Annotated in this window: 12 protein-coding genes; 10 read left to right on the top strand and 2 right to left on the bottom strand. The window is 65.4% G+C overall.

Annotated features, from left to right (window positions below; translation table 11 throughout):
• Positions 1-2: 2 nt before the first annotated feature.
• Positions 3-2,915, top strand: a complete 2,913-nt coding sequence (gene infB, locus ABD059_RS09545; protein WP_343879428.1) for a translation initiation factor IF-2 — start codon at positions 3-5, stop codon at positions 2,913-2,915.
• Positions 2,916-3,182: 267 nt separating this feature from the next.
• The gene (gene rbfA / locus ABD059_RS09540) at positions 3,183-3,647 is read left to right on the top strand and encodes a 30S ribosome-binding factor RbfA (protein ID WP_343879426.1); all 465 of its coding nucleotides are present in this window, start codon (positions 3,183-3,185) and stop codon (positions 3,645-3,647) included.
• A 108-nt stretch (positions 3,648-3,755) separates the two neighbouring features.
• Here the strand turns inward: rbfA and ABD059_RS09535 are convergent, their stop codons facing one another.
• Together ABD059_RS09535 and ABD059_RS09530 are read right to left on the bottom strand one after the other, a co-directional pair.
• Positions 3,756-4,910, bottom strand: a complete 1,155-nt coding sequence (locus ABD059_RS09535; RefSeq protein WP_343879424.1) for a ScyD/ScyE family protein — start codon at positions 4,908-4,910, stop codon at positions 3,756-3,758.
• Positions 4,911-4,967: 57 nt separating this feature from the next.
• Positions 4,968-6,131: a pyridoxal phosphate-dependent aminotransferase gene (locus ABD059_RS09530; RefSeq protein WP_343879422.1), complete on the bottom strand. Its 1,164-nt coding sequence runs from the start codon at positions 6,129-6,131 to the stop codon at positions 4,968-4,970.
• Positions 6,132-6,258: 127 nt separating this feature from the next.
• Between ABD059_RS09530 and truB the strand changes: the two genes are divergently transcribed.
• The 8 genes from truB (at position 6,259) to ABD059_RS09490 (ending at position 14,203) form a co-directional block, all read left to right on the top strand.
• Positions 6,259-7,176, top strand: a complete 918-nt coding sequence (truB, locus tag ABD059_RS09525; RefSeq protein ID WP_343879420.1) for a tRNA pseudouridine(55) synthase TruB — start codon at positions 6,259-6,261, stop codon at positions 7,174-7,176.
• Complete coding sequence (locus tag ABD059_RS09520) at positions 7,173-7,544, top strand: hypothetical protein (RefSeq protein ID WP_343879418.1); 372 nt, start codon at positions 7,173-7,175, stop codon at positions 7,542-7,544. Before truB ends, ABD059_RS09520 begins: the two co-directional genes overlap by 4 nt.
• Complete coding sequence (locus ABD059_RS09515) at positions 7,541-8,008, top strand: hypothetical protein (RefSeq protein ID WP_343879416.1); 468 nt, start codon at positions 7,541-7,543, stop codon at positions 8,006-8,008. The genes ABD059_RS09520 and ABD059_RS09515 overlap by 4 nt, the downstream gene beginning before the upstream one ends.
• 53 nt (positions 8,009-8,061) lie before the next feature.
• On the top strand, positions 8,062-8,736 hold the full coding sequence (locus ABD059_RS09510) for a DUF4345 family protein (protein WP_343879414.1): 675 nt from the start codon (positions 8,062-8,064) through the stop codon (positions 8,734-8,736).
• 61 nt (positions 8,737-8,797) lie between these two features.
• Entirely contained in the window at positions 8,798-9,790 is a 993-nt protein-coding gene (locus tag ABD059_RS09505) for a bifunctional riboflavin kinase/FAD synthetase (protein WP_343879412.1), read from the top strand.
• 118 nt (positions 9,791-9,908) lie between these two features.
• A complete protein-coding gene (gene rpsO / locus ABD059_RS09500; protein WP_343879410.1) occupies positions 9,909-10,178 on the top strand; it encodes a 30S ribosomal protein S15 in 270 nt (89 codons plus the stop codon).
• Positions 10,179-10,462: 284 nt separating this feature from the next.
• The gene (locus tag ABD059_RS09495) at positions 10,463-12,733 is read left to right on the top strand and encodes a polyribonucleotide nucleotidyltransferase (protein ID WP_343879408.1); all 2,271 of its coding nucleotides are present in this window, start codon (positions 10,463-10,465) and stop codon (positions 12,731-12,733) included.
• A 3-nt stretch (positions 12,734-12,736) separates the two neighbouring features.
• On the top strand, positions 12,737-14,203 hold the full coding sequence (locus ABD059_RS09490; protein ID WP_343879406.1) for a M16 family metallopeptidase: 1,467 nt from the start codon (positions 12,737-12,739) through the stop codon (positions 14,201-14,203).
• Positions 14,204-14,255 lie beyond the last annotated feature (52 nt).

Here is a 14,255-nt window from a genome sequence, read left to right as displayed (position 1 = left end):
ATGTGGCTAAGGTCCGCGTACACGAGCTCGCCAAAGAGCTCGGAATTACTTCAAAAGATGCAGTAGCCAAACTGCAGGAACTGGGCGAATTTGTCCGTTCCGCCTCATCAACAATTGAGGCACCCGTCGTGAAGAAACTTCGCGGCGCTTTCCCGGCACCGGCAGCAGCTCCGGCCGCGCCGGCGCCAGCCAAACCTGCGGCCGAACCGGCACCCGAAAAGGCAGCCCCGGCACCCGCAGGGACCCCGGCGTCCTCCACCCCCGCCGCACCGAAGGCTGCCACACCAAAGGCAGCAACCCCGGCCACCCCGGGGCCGAAGGCACCGGAGAAGGATCGCCAGGAAACTCCAGCAGCGGCTCCCGAGCCAGCGGCTGCGGCACCGCAGGCTCCGGCAGCGGAACCAGCAGCCGAGCCAGCGGCCAAGGACGAGTCGTCGGCAGCCAAGCCAGGCGCCCGTCCGGCGCCCAAGCCAGCTGAGGCGCAGGCTCCTGCTGCGCGTCCCGGTTCGGCGGCCCGCCCCGGTGCGCCCCGCCCCGGCAACAACCCGTTCGCACCCTCGCAGGGCATGCCCCGCTCGGGTCGCGGCGACGGCGACCGCTCCGGCGGTCCCCGCCCCGGTAACAACCCGTTCGCGCCATCCCAGGGCATGCCCCGTCCGGGACGCCGAGACGACGCGGCCGGCCAGCGGCCAGCTGCTGGTGCTGGCGGACCCCGTCCGGCAGCCGGTGCCGGTGGACCACGTCCAGCGGCAGGCTCAGCACGTCCAGGCGGTCCCCGTCCGGCAGCTGGCGCACCAGGATCACGTCCAACGCCAGGCATGATGCCTAACCGCACCGAACGCCCAGCGGCCCCAGGCCGCGGTGGTGCTGCACGCCCAGGCGGCGGCCCAGGCCGTGGTGGCCCAGGTGGCGCACCCGGTGCCGGTGGCGGCGCACCCGCAGGCGGCGGCTTCGGCAAGGGCGGTCGCGGACGCGGCGGCACTGCCGGTGCCTTCGGCAAGGGCGGCGCAGGACGCGGCAAGCAGCGCAAGTCGAAGCGCGCGAAGCGTCAGGAACTGGAGCAGATGTCAGCTCCGTCCCTGGGCGGCGTCAGCGTACCCCGCGGCGACGGCAACACCGTTGTCCGGTTGCGCCGTGGCTCCTCACTCTCCGAGTTCGCCGAGAAGATAGATGCGAACCCGGCGGCACTGGTCACGGTCCTGTTCCACCTTGGTGAAATGGCGACCGCTACCCAGTCCCTCGACGAAGGAACCTTCGAGGTGCTCGGCACCGAACTGGGATACAAGATCCAGGTCGTCTCGCCGGAGGACGAGGAGCGCGAGCTGCTCGGCAACTTCGACATCGACATTGACGCCGAACTCGAAGCCGAAGGTGACACCCAGCTGGAGGCCCGGCCTCCAGTCGTCACCGTCATGGGTCACGTCGACCACGGTAAGACCCGCCTGCTGGATGCGATCCGCAAGTCGAACGTCGTCGAAGGCGAGCACGGCGGCATCACCCAGCACATCGGTGCCTACCAGATCGATCACGAGCATGAGGGCACCGAGCGGGCCATCACGTTCATTGACACCCCCGGCCACGAGGCGTTCACCGCCATGCGTGCCCGTGGTGCCAAGGTCACCGACATCGCGGTTCTGGTTGTCGCGGCCGACGACGGCGTCATGCCTCAGACGGTTGAGGCGCTGAACCACGCTCAGGCAGCCAATGTGCCGATCGTTGTCGCGGTGAACAAGATGGACCGTGAAGGAGCGAACCCTGACAAGGTCAAGGGTCAGCTCACCGAATACGGTCTGGTTCCCGAGGAATACGGTGGCGACACCATGTTCGTGCATGTGTCGGCGCTTCAGGGCGACGGCATTGACGAACTGCTCGAAGCGGTCCTGCTGACCGCCGATGCGGCACTGGACATGCGAGCCAACCCGAACAAGGACGCCCGCGGTATCGCCATCGAAGCGAACCTGGACAAGGGTCGCGGCGCTGTCGCAACAGTCCTGGTGCAGTCCGGCACCTTGCGCGTCGGCGACACGATCGTTGCCGGTGTGGCCCACGGACGCGTCCGGGCCATGTTCAACGAAGACGGCGACAACGTTATGGTCGCTGGCCCGTCACGCCCCGTGCAGGTGCTGGGTCTTTCCACGGTGCCTCGTGCCGGTGACACCTTCCTGGTGACGCCTGACGAGCGGACCGGACGCCAGATCGCTGAGAAGCGTGAAGCAGCCGACCGCAACGCAGCCCTGGCGAAGCGCCGCAAGCGCATCAGCCTTGAGGACTTTGATCAGGCCGTTGCAGACGGCAAGGTCGACACTCTCAACCTCATCCTCAAGGGCGACGTCTCGGGTGCTGTCGAAGCACTCGAAGACTCACTGCTCAAGATCGATGTGGGCGATGGAGTTGCGCTGCGGGTTATTCACCGCGGTGTTGGCGCCATCACGCAGAATGACGTCAACCTGGCGACCGTTGACTCAGCGATCATCATCGGGTTCAACGTCCGGCCAGCCGAGCGGGTGGCAGATCTTGCCGACCGCGAAGGCGTCGACCTGCGCTTCTACTCGGTCATCTACGCAGCAATCGATGACATCGAGGCAGCGCTCAAGGGCATGCTGAAGCCAGAGTACGAAGAAGCACAGCTCGGAACCGCAGAGATCCGGGAAGTCTTCAGGTCATCGAAGTTCGGCAACATTGCCGGGTCGATCGTCCGCTCAGGCGTCATCCGCAGGAACTCCAAGGCGCGACTGGTCCGCGACGGGACGGTTGTCGGCGACAACCTCACCATCGAGTCACTGCGTCGCTTCAAGGACGACGCCACCGAGGTCCGCACGGACTTCGAATGTGGTATCGGCCTCGGGTCCTTCAACGACGTCAAGGCAGGCGACATTGTTGAAACCTACGAGATGCGCGAAAAGCCGCGCGTCTAGGTTGTCGAAGTTGTGGGCGGGCGCCCCGGGATCCGGGGCGCCTTTGCCCACTTCGCGTCCGCAGCAGGTCTTTCGGGTTCAGTATCGCCCACCGGCGGGCGCTCAGACGCCCACCAACCATAGGCGCCCCGGATCCCGGGACGTCCGCGTTACGCTGTAGGCGCCGTGGCTGCGCGGCCATCCTTAGGGAGTTTGCGACGATGGCGTCCGCTGGGCGTCCCTGAAGTACTCGTTCTTTAGTAATTGTTTAGGCAAGAGGAGTTAGTTATGGCAGATCCGGCCCGGGCCTCACGGCTTGCACAACGGATTAAGGTAATTGTCGCTGAGGCGTTGCGCCGCCGGGTCAAGGATCCACGGCTCGAAGCCGTGACCATCACCGACGCACGCGTGACCAACGACCTCCAGCACGCGACCCTGTACTACACGGTCTTCGGCGACGCCGAAGAGCAGGCAGCGACCCGCACCGCCTTGGAATCCGCACGCGGAGTGCTGCGCTCCGAGGTCGGCAAGAACATCACCGCACGGTTGACGCCGACCCTCGAATTCGTCCCCGACGAGATCCCGGTCAACGCCAGCCACCTCGAAGAGCTGCTGCGCACCGCCCGGGAGCGTGACGCTGAGGTTGCGGCGATCGCCCAGGGGGCAAAGTTCGCCGGCGACGCGGACCCGTACCGCAAGCCGGACGAGGACGACGACGCTGCTGAGTCGGGGAGCCCCGACACAGCCAAGTAGGCCAGTATCAAGTAGGCCAGAACACAGTAGTCCAGAACACATGGGGAGGGCGGGTCCGCAGCTGCGGACCCGCCCTCCCGGCGTTAACACTGGTTGAACTCCTAATGATCAGTCCTGGTTGACGTCGGCCGTGTCACCGGTCGGCTCCTGCCCGGACTTGTACCAGCCGTGTCCGCCCTTGAGCTGGACCTTGATGACCTTTCCATCGGGAGGTGTGCCTTCACCGGGGAGGACATCGGTGGTGGCGTAGAGGGTTGACCCCCGCAGCTCCACCTCTCCCGGCAGGGTAGCCTCCAGCAGCAGCTGCGGCGTCGACGATCCTCGGGGTATCACCGAAATACGGTTCGCGAACAGTTCAGCCACGTAGAGGTTTCCGCGCCGGTCCACTGCCACCCCGGTGGGGGAGACCAGCCCGGCAGCGACTTGGGTGCTGGTGCCCTTCCACAGGTTGACGGCGAACACGGAGCCGAGGGCACCGAACGACGGATCTTCCGGGCCGCCGGGGAGTGAGGTCACGTAGAGCTTTCCGTTCCACCCGAATTCGATGTCGGTGGGCACCGGCTCCAGATAGTAGGTGGAGCCGACCGCACACGGATCGACGCCGAGTGCTGCGGCGCGTTCCTCGGTGATCTCCAGCAGGATCGCCGGCAGGACTGCGACGGTGGACACCTTGCCCTTCCAGTCGACCTTGAAGATGGCGTTGGCTCCCGCGTCTGCCACGAGCACGTGGCCGCCGAAGGCCACCGTTGCATAGGGATTGGAGTCCTGGGCACCGGGGTACCGGGCAAACGGGCCGAGGTTGACCTGTGCGGCCAGGCACTCCTCGTCCAGATCCCTGAACCCGTAGATGGTCCCACCGTCAGGATTCGCAACCTTCTCATAGGCGGCGATGTCGGTGATGGTCCTGATCTTGCCCCGCTTGTCGATCGACTTCAGGAGCGATTCGTTGGCTTCCGGTACGCCCTCGCCCGCTCCGACAGTCATCGTGTAGTAGGTGGTCCCGCCGAAGCGGGACACCGAGCCGGACGAGTAGCCGGGCATGGCATCGAGTTGCTGGATCGACCCATCCGACGTGATCCGGTCGATGGTCCCGCCGAAGGACTGGGCTACGTCGACCGATTTCCCAGCTCCGAGGGCCAGCCTCAGGGGTGATAAGAGTCCATCGGCCAGGGTGGATGTCTTACCCGGCGTGGGTAGGGGTTTGCTGTACCCCCAGCTCGTCCGCGTGAGCGTCGTCCTAGGACGGTAGACCGCCGAAAACATTCACAGGATAGACCCAGCCAACATTGGTGTAAATATCAGCCAGCTGCTGATCTGGACTCAGTCGAGGTGGCGTGGTGGGCGGCCCGGAAGGCGCGACAAACCCTCCACCAGCTCGTCGGTATCGCCGCACAGCGAGACGCGGATCCACCCTTCACCGATCGAACCGAACGCGGTGCCCGGAGCCACCGCAACGCCCTCCTCCCGCAGCAGCCGGTGCACCCAGTCCCTGACGTTTCCGTCAGTGGCGTGGGAGAGATCGGCCCACAGGTAGAAGGCGCCCTGCGCGTCAAGGAAATCGATTCCCCGTGCTGCCAGGACCGCTGACGCAGCATCACGATTGCGGCGGTAATGAGCCAACGCGGTGGCGACGTAGTCCTGGGGCCCGGTCAGGGCAGCCAGCGCCGAATACTGCGACGACGCCGCCACACAGGAGACGATCGATTCCATCACATTGTCCAGCGGCTGCTGCATCCCCGGCGGGGTGATGAGCGCACCAACCCGGATCCCGGTCAGCCCGTACGTCTTGGACAGGGTCACCGAGGTGAAGACCCGCGCCGATCCGGGCCCATCAAAACGGGCAGGGCTGACGTGTGGCACGTCGTAGGTGAACGACTCGTAGCACTCGTCGGAGATGACCCACAAGTCGTGGGCCTCGGCGAAGTCCATCAGGGCACGGGTCAGGTCCTCGCTGAACACCGCACCCAGCGGGTTCGACGGTGAGTTGAGGACCAGGACCCGGGTGCGGGGCCCGAGGAGCCGCTCCAGATCCTCGACCCGCGGCTGGAACCCGTGCTCGGCGTGCAACGGGTACTCCACCGGGACCGCATGCAGCAGCCGGGCTGTCATCCCGAACGTGGGGTAGCCGGGGTTCGGAATCAGGACCTCATCTCCGACACCAAGCAGTAGGCTCATCGCCAGATGCAGGCCCTGCTGCGCGCCAGCCGTCACGTACACCCGGCCCGCATCCACCTCGAGAGAGTTCTGGTCGCCAAACCGCTCGGCGAAGGCTTCACGGAGCGGGGCGATGCCGGCGTTGGGTGTGTAGTTCGTCTCATCCCGGTCCAGCGCGGCCATCCCGGCCTCCAGCACGTGCCGCGCTACCGGGAACCCCGGCTCGCCAATACTGAGCACGATCGCGCCCGGGGTGGCCCAGGCAGCCTGAGTGATTTCGCGGATCTGATTCGGCGGCAGCGCAGCGGCGTGGGTCGAGATGTTCGGCATGGGCCAAGCGTATCGCCGCCCGGGCGGACTGGCCGCCGTCGACCCGGCGGTGTGGCCGCTCCCTACCTGTACCCGTGGGCAACACTGCCGGACGGCGGCCCACTTCATCGCGCCTATACTGAGAGGCGTGAATTCCGGGGAAGTCCACTCAGGACTAATTATCGTGGACAAGCCTCAGGGCTGGACCAGCCATGACGTGGTGAGCAAGATGAGGCGGATCGCGGGAACCCGGAAGGTGGGCCACGCGGGCACCCTCGACCCCATGGCGACTGGGGTGCTGGTGGTCGGTATCAACCGCGCCACCCGGCTGCTGACCTTCGTGGTGGGCACCTCCAAGACCTATACGGCCACCATCAGGCTCGGCCAGTCAACAGTGACCGACGACGCCGAGGGCGACGTCGTCACCACCACCTCGGCCGTCGATGTCACTCCCGCGGCCATCCGCGCAGGGATTGCAGCTCTCACCGGCGACATCGAGCAGGTTCCGAGCAGCGTGAGCGCCATCAAGGTCAAGGGCCAGCGCGCCTACACCCGGGTCCGCTCCGGCGAGGACGTTGTCCTCGCGGCCCGTCCCGTGACCATCCACCGGTTCGAGCTCCACGACATTCGGACCGTGACAGGGACAAACGCTGACGGGACCCTGCTGGATCTCGATGTTACTGTCGAATGCAGCTCGGGCACCTACATCCGTGCCCTGGCCCGTGACCTGGGCGGGGCTCTCGGGGTCGGCGGCCACCTGACCGCACTCCGACGCACCCAGGTCGGACCGTACTCCCTGGACCAGGCCTCCACCCTCGAAGAGCTCGCCACCGACCTGCGCCTGCTGCCCATCAACGACGCCGCACGGGTCCTGTTCACCCCGCGGGAGCTTTCCGCTGGCGAAGCGATAGACCTGTCCCACGGACGGTTTATCCCGGCCGGGGACGACGGCGGTCCGGTGGCGGCGTTCGCTCCCGATGGCACGCTGGTCGCCCTGCTGAAAAACTCGGCTGACCGGGCGCGCCCCCTCCTGGTTTTCGCCCCCGGCAACGGCACCGCTTCATGATTGTTGACGGGTTCTTCATTGCCGGGGTAATCGTGTGCCTGGTCTCTGCGGTCATCTGCTTCGGCGCGGCAGCGATCCGTCAGCCACCCAACGACGTCACCATCCTTTCGGTCGCTGCAGTTGAACTGTTCCTGCTGGTCTACGGTGTGGCAGCCATCATCAGGCAGGCCGGTGGCGAGGCGATTGCGGGGGAGGCCTGGGAGTTCTGGGGCTACCTGTTGACCGCGCTGTGCATCCCTGTGGCCGGGTTCTGGTGGGCCATCCTGGAGCGCAGCAGATGGAGCAACCTGGTGCTGGGCGCCGTCGGAATCACTGTCTTCGTTATGCTGTTTCGGATGGAACAAATCTGGGATCGGGTGCCCCTGTGAGCGACAACAGCACCGACAACCGCGCTGCTGTCTCCCGGCACCGCACCAGCGGGCCGGGACGCCTGCTGATTGCCGTGTACGGGGTCTTCGCTCTCGCGGCAACCGCACGGGCAGCGTTCCAGATCGGCACCAAATTTGCGGAGGCTCCGCTCGCCTACCTGCTGACCGCCCTCGCCGCCGTTGTCTACGTCCTGGCCACCGTGTCCCTGGCGATGCCTGGCAGGCGCTGGTACTGGATATCGGTCGGCGCGGTAGGCCTCGAACTCGTGGGAGTCCTCACCGTGGGGCTGTTCAGCCTCCTTGACCCGGAGGCCTTCCCCAATGACACAGTGTGGTCCCTGTTCGGCAGGGGGTACGGCTTCGTGCCGCTGGTCTTGCCGATCCTTGGCCTCTGGTGGCTCTATTTGAATCGGCCGGGGACAGCAACGCTGCAGACCACCGAGCGGGCCAGCCCCGCTGCGTGAGAGTATGACAGCAGGAACACCTATTCATACTGGAGCCAGCTAAAGGGAGCATCATGTCCAGTTCAGAGCACCACCCCACCGGCAGTCCGCAGGACAGCACCCGCCCGGCGTCGGGCAGCACTCCGGGAAGCCCCGCAGCCGGGCAGCCACGACCAACGGGCGCCCAGCAGGGTCCCGGCCCGACGGCCGGGCGGACCCCTGGCCAGCCCGCCAGCGCGGCCGGAGCCCAGGCGAAGGCAGGGACGCCGTCGTCGGCTCCCAAAACCGCTGCGAAGAGCGGAAAAAAGGCCACCAAGCCCAAGTCGCCCAAGGGCGAGTGGGGCGTGTTCAGGACTGTCGTCATCCTGGTGGGGTTGATCCTCGCCGGATTCGGTGCCTTCTACCTGATCACGGGAACCTCGGGCGTGCCAGATACCGATTTGGGAACCCCCAGCCCAACGCTCGAAAGCCAGTTCCGCTTTTTCTCCGCGATGATGGTTGGTGTCGGAGCGGCGTTTATCACCATTGGGGTGAAGTTCGAGTGGGCCAACATGCTCTGGATGGTCTGCCTGATGGTCTTCATCGGCGGCATCGGTCGGGTCCTGTCCTGGGCGTTCTCCGGAACCCCCCACTACATGATGATCATCCTGATGGTTATTGAACTCGCTTTCCCGGCAGCCTTGCTGGTGTGGCACCGCTACATTGCCAAGACCACCGAGATTCGCAACGAGTACGCAGCACGCGGCTAAGACCGGCAGTCAGTACTGCACCCCAGGCCCGGGGGCGGTTTTTAAACGAAAGAGGAGATGCGTGTACTACTGGAATGACCTGACCAGTGTTCCGAATGGTTTTGGTCCATCTGTGGTCACCATCGGCAACTTCGACGGCGTCCACATCGGGCACCAGCGGGTGTTGCAGCAGCTGGTTGCTGCCGCCGAGTCGCACCACGCCGCGGCGGTGGTGGTGTCCTTCGAACCGCACCCGGCAAAGGTCCACCGGCCGGACCAGGCGCCCGAGCTCATCATGGGCCTCGAGGACCGGATCGAGACCCTCGCCACCACTGGCATCCAGGCGCTCCTGATGATGCACTACACCCTTGAACTGGCCGCGAACACGCCGGAAGACTTCGTCACCAAGGTCTTCGTCAACGCCCTGAATGCGCGGGCAGTCGTGGTGGGCCACGACGTCCGTTTCGGGCGGGACAATAGCGGTGACCTCGGTACGATGCGTGAACTGGGTCAGAAACTCGGGTTCGAGGTGATCGTCATCGACGACTTCGGGGCCAGCCCGACCGATCCCACCGAGGCCGACGGCGATCGGCGCTGTTCCTCCACCTGGGTCCGCGAGGCCCTGGAAGACGGGGACGTGGCAACGGCCGCCCGAATCCTCGGACGGCCACATCGGATGCGCGGCGAAGTGGTCCACGGTGCGGCCCGCGGCCGTGAACTGGGCTACCCGACCGCCAACCTGTCCCCAGCCTCCGGCGGCTATATTCCCGCCGATGGGATCTACGCTGGCTGGCTCGTGGATGAAGCGGGCACCCGCTGGCCCGCAGCCATCTCGGTCGGGTCGAACCCCACCTTCGAAGGCGTCAGCCGCCAGGTCGAAGCACACGTCATTGATCGCCCCCAGGAAGACGTTTCCGACTTCGACCTGTACGGACAAACCATCATCGTGGAGTTCGCCCAGCGGCTAAGGGGCATGGTGGCCTATACCGGGCCCGAGGCGCTGATCGCCCAGATGCGGCTCGACGTCGAAGAGACCCGCGAGGTCCTTTCGACAGAACAACGCCTCAGCAGGTAAACTGGACCGTGGATCCGGCTGCAGTCCGTGGTGGCTGGATCTTTCTGTGTCTTTGGTTCGGCAGGTAACTGTCGGCAAGACCAGGGAACTTGTTCACGGTACAACTCTAGGAGTTATTGTGGCCCTTGACGCCGCTATCAAGCAGGAAATCATTAAGGAATATGCAACCGGGGAAGCCGACACCGGCTCACCTGAGGTGCAGATTGCGATGCTGTCCCGCCGTATTCTCGACCTGACCGAACACCTCAAGATGCACAAGCACGACCACCACACGCGTCGTGGCCTGCTCTTGATGGTTGGACGCCGTCGTCGTCTGCTGGACTACCTGCGCAAGACTGACATCGCGCGCTACCGTACGCTCATCGAGCGCCTCGGCCTGCGCCGCTAGTAACACACGTGGGGCGGCGCCTTCCACCAGGGAAGGAGCCGCCTTCCACATGTGGCCACCGGCCACACGAACAACTAAAAACAGATGGAGCCAGGCAGGCACCGCGCATTCGCGGTCCTCGGTAGTGGTCTCCGGGAGCAGACGACCGTGCAGCGCAGAACAGTGCAGTGTACGCGTGAGTCCCCGTGGATCTCGATCGAAGACCGGGTGCGAGAATCACCGCACTGAACGGTGATCAGGTTCCGGCAGGGCACCAGCCCAAACAGAAACGGAGGTGACTCTCTATGGAGGGTCCCGAAATTCAATTCGCCGAAGCCGTTATTGACAACGGCCGGTTCGGCAAGCGCACCGTACGGTTCGAGACGGGCCGCCTTGCACAGCAGGCAGCCGGCGCCGCAATGGTGTACATCGACGAAGACACAGCACTCCTGTCAGCAACGACCGCTGGCAAGCACCCCCGCGAAGGCTTCGACTTCTTCCCCCTGACCGTCGACGTTGAAGAGCGCATGTACGCCGCAGGGCGTATCCCCGGCTCCTTCTTCCGCCGCGAAGGCCGCCCCTCCACCGAGGCGATCCTCGCCTGCCGGCTGATGGACCGCCCGCTGCGCCCGGCGTTCGTGAAGGGCCTCCGCAACGAGGTCCAGATCGTCGTCACCGTCCTGGCGATCAACCCCGATGTGCGGTACGACGTCGTCGCAATCAACGCCGCGTCGATGTCCACGCAGCTCTCCGGCCTTCCGTTCTCCGGTCCCATCGGCGGTGTCCGTGTGGCACTCGTGTCCGACGGCAGCGGCCAGGACCAGTGGATCGCCTTCCCGAAGCACTCCGAACTGGAGAACTCGGTCTTCGACATGGTCGTTGCCGGCCGCGTTGTCAGCGGACCCGAGGGTGACGACGTCGCCATCATGATGGTCGAAGCTGAAGCCACCGACAACTCGTGGAAGCTCATCAAGGAAGACGGTGCCACCGCACCGACCGAAGAGATCGTCGCCGACGGCCTGGAAGCGGCCAAGCCGTACATCCGCGCCCTCTGTGACGCCCAGGCTGACCTTGCCGGCCGCGCCGCCAAGCCAACCGTCGACTTCCCGGTCTTCCTTGACTACCAGGACGACGTCTTCGCAGCAGTGGAGTCGGCAGCAGCAGCCAAGCTGACCGAGGTCTTCCAGATCGCTGACAAGAAGGAGCGCGACCTCGCCTCCGACGCCCTCAAGGACAGCGTCACCGCTGACCTCGCCGGGCAGTTCGAAGGCCGCGAAAAGGAGCTCTCAGCTGCTTTCCGTTCGGTCACCAAGAGCGTTGTCCGCCAGCGCATCCTCAAGGACCAGATCCGTATCGACGGCCGCGGCCTGAGCGACATCCGTCAGCTCACCGCCGAGGTCGAGGTCCTGCCTCGCGTTCACGGTTCTGCGATCTTCGAGCGCGGCGAAACCCAGATCATGGGCATCACCACGCTGAACATGCTCAAGATGGAACAGCAGATTGACTCGCTGTCGCCAGTGACGCGCAAGCGCTACATGCACAACTACAATTTCCCTCCCTACTCCACCGGTGAAACCGGCCGCGTCGGTTCGCCGAAGCGCCGCGAAATCGGTCACGGTGCCCTCGCCGAGCGGGCCCTCATGCCGGTGCTGCCGACTCGTGAGGAATTCCCGTACGCGATCCGTCAGGTGTCCGAGGCGCTGAGCTCCAACGGCTCGACGTCGATGGGCTCGGTCTGTGCTTCAACCCTGTCGCTGCTCAACGCCGGTGTACCCCTGAAGGCACCCGTCGCTGGTATCGCTATGGGCCTGGTGTCCGACGTCGTCGACGGTCAGACCCGCTACGCGGCACTGACCGACATCCTCGGCGCCGAAGATGCTTTCGGCGACATGGACTTCAAGGTTGCCGGTACCGCCGAGTTCGTCACCGCCATCCAGCTGGACACCAAGCTCGACGGCATCCCCGCCTCGGTGCTCGCAGCAGCGCTGAAGCAGGCCCGCGAAGCCCGCCTGCACATCCTGGGTGTCCTGGAGGCAGCCATCGACGTGCCGGACGAGCTCTCCGAGTTCGCGCCACGTATCATCTCGGTGAAGATCCCGGTTGACAAGATCGGCGAGGTCATTGGCCCCAAGGGCAAGATGATCAACCAGATCCAGGAAGACACCGGCGCTGACATCTCGATCGAAGATGACGGCACCGTCCTGATCGGCGCCACCAACGGTGGTGCGGCCGAGGCTGCACGCGCCGCGGTGAACGCCATCGCCAACCCTCAGGTTCCTGAGATTGGCGAGCGGTACCTGGGTACGGTCGTCAAGACCACCACCTTCGGTGCCTTCGTCTCCCTGACCCCGGGCAAGGATGGGCTGCTGCACATCTCCGAGCTGCGGAAGCTGGCCAACGGCAAGCGCGTCGACAACGTCGACGACATTGTCTCGGTGGGCCAGAAGGTCCAGGTTGAAATCACCAAGATCGACGACCGCGGAAAGCTTTCGCTCTCCCCAGTGGTTGCCGACGACGCCGCCGCCGACGACGCTTCGGCAGTCTCGGTTGGCTCAGCAGAGGGCGACGACAACTAACGAATGGCTGTCCTAGCTCACAACGCCTCCGGCTCCGTTCCCGACACTTCGTCGGGAACGGGGCCGTTGGCCGTTTCACACGAGAATCGCACCGGCCCGACGTCGATCGCCCTGCCGCTGCTGCCCACCCCCGCGCCTTCCACGGACAGCACGGAGGCCGGCCAGGATCCAACCCTCGTCACAGGAACACTGGGGGGCGCCGTTGTGCGCCGTTCGGTACTTCCCGGCGGGGTGCGTGTCCTCACGGAGGCTATGCCCGGACAGCGGTCTGCGACCATCGGGTTCTGGGTGGGGGTGGGGTCACGGGACGAAGCCGCAGGCCAGCACGGATCCACCCATTTCCTGGAACACCTGCTCTTCAAGGGCACCACGCGGCGCACTGCACTCGAGATTGCCGAAGCGTTCGACGAGGTGGGCGGTGAATCCAACGCCGCCACAGCGAAGGAACACACCTGCTATTTCGCCCGGGTACTGGACGCCGACCTGCCCATGGCGATCGACGTGATTGCCGACATGGTGACCAGCGCCGTGATCGACGCCGACGAACTCGAGCAGGAACGCGACGTCATCCTCGAGGAAATCGCGATGGACAGCGATGACCCCGCCGATGTCGCCCACGAAGAATTCGTCGAAGCTGTGCTCGGGTCCCACCCACTGGGTCGTCCCATCGGCGGTACCCCCGACGCCATCAAGGCGGTGCCCCGCGACTCGGTCCTGGCCCACTACCGCCAGTACTACCGCCCATCGGAGCTGGTCGTCACCGCGGCTGGGGGGCTGGATCACGAAGTGGTCTGCGGGCTCGTCCTCGACGCGCTGCGGACCGCTGGCTGGACACTTGAGGACGGCGCCCTTCCCGTGGCCCGTCGTTCGGATACGCCGGTCGCCATTGAGAGCACCGGCGGTATCCGGGTCATTCGGCGTGCGGTGGAGCAGGCGAACATTCTGGTCGGCTGCCCGTCAATCACCGCGACCGACGACCGCCGGTTTGTCATGAGCGTGCTGAACGCCGTGCTGGGCGGCGGCATGTCGTCACGGCTTTTCCAGGAGATCCGGGAAAAGCGGGGGCTCGTCTATTCGACCTACTCCTTTTCCGCTTCGTACGCCGACGCCGGCTACTTCGCCATGTACGCGGGGTGCTCACCGGCGAAGACCGGCCAGGTCATTGAGCTGCTCGGTACTGAGCTGGACCGCCTCGCCGCAGACGGGATTTCCACCGATGAGCTCCGCCGCGCCGTCGGGCAACTCTCCGGCGGCATGGTGCTGGCGCTGGAGGACAGCGGGTCCCGGATGTCGCGCCTCGGCCGGGCCGAACTAGTGTCGGGGGAGTTTCTCGGCCTCGATGAGGTGTTGGCACGGGTCAACGCCGTCACCGAGGAGCAGGTGCGGGAACTGGCCGCTGAACTGGCTGCCGCGCCACGCACGATTACCGTTGTCGGCCCATTCGACACTCCGGCGGACTTCGGTCACTAGTGGTCCGGCACGAAATCCTGGAACGCGCCCCTGTTCAGCAGGGGCGCGTTCC

Origin of the sequence: Arthrobacter flavus, from assembly GCF_039526005.1 — a bacterium.
GTDB lineage: Bacteria > Actinomycetota > Actinomycetes > Actinomycetales > Micrococcaceae > Arthrobacter_D > Arthrobacter_D flavus.
The sequence above is the reverse complement of the archived record's forward strand: the minus strand, read 5'-3'. Positions and strand labels throughout refer to the sequence as shown.

Bases quoted from the DNA above. Each gene is read 5' to 3' on its own strand.
- ABD059_RS09495 (WP_343879408.1), top strand. From the start codon at position 10,463: ATGGAGGGTCCCGAAATTCAATTCGCCGAAGCCGTTATTGACAACGGC.
- rbfA (WP_343879426.1), top strand. From the start codon at position 3,183: ATGGCAGATCCGGCCCGGGCCTCACGGCTTGCACAACGGATTAAGGTA.
- ABD059_RS09535 (WP_343879424.1), bottom strand. From the start codon at position 4,910: ATGTTTTCGGCGGTCTACCGTCCTAGGACGACGCTCACGCGGACGAGC.
- ABD059_RS09520 (WP_343879418.1), top strand. From the start codon at position 7,173: ATGATTGTTGACGGGTTCTTCATTGCCGGGGTAATCGTGTGCCTGGTC.
- ABD059_RS09530 (WP_343879422.1), bottom strand. From the start codon at position 6,131: ATGCCGAACATCTCGACCCACGCCGCTGCGCTGCCGCCGAATCAGATC.
- ABD059_RS09490 (WP_343879406.1), top strand. From the start codon at position 12,737: ATGGCTGTCCTAGCTCACAACGCCTCCGGCTCCGTTCCCGACACTTCG.
- ABD059_RS09510 (WP_343879414.1), top strand. From the start codon at position 8,062: ATGTCCAGTTCAGAGCACCACCCCACCGGCAGTCCGCAGGACAGCACC.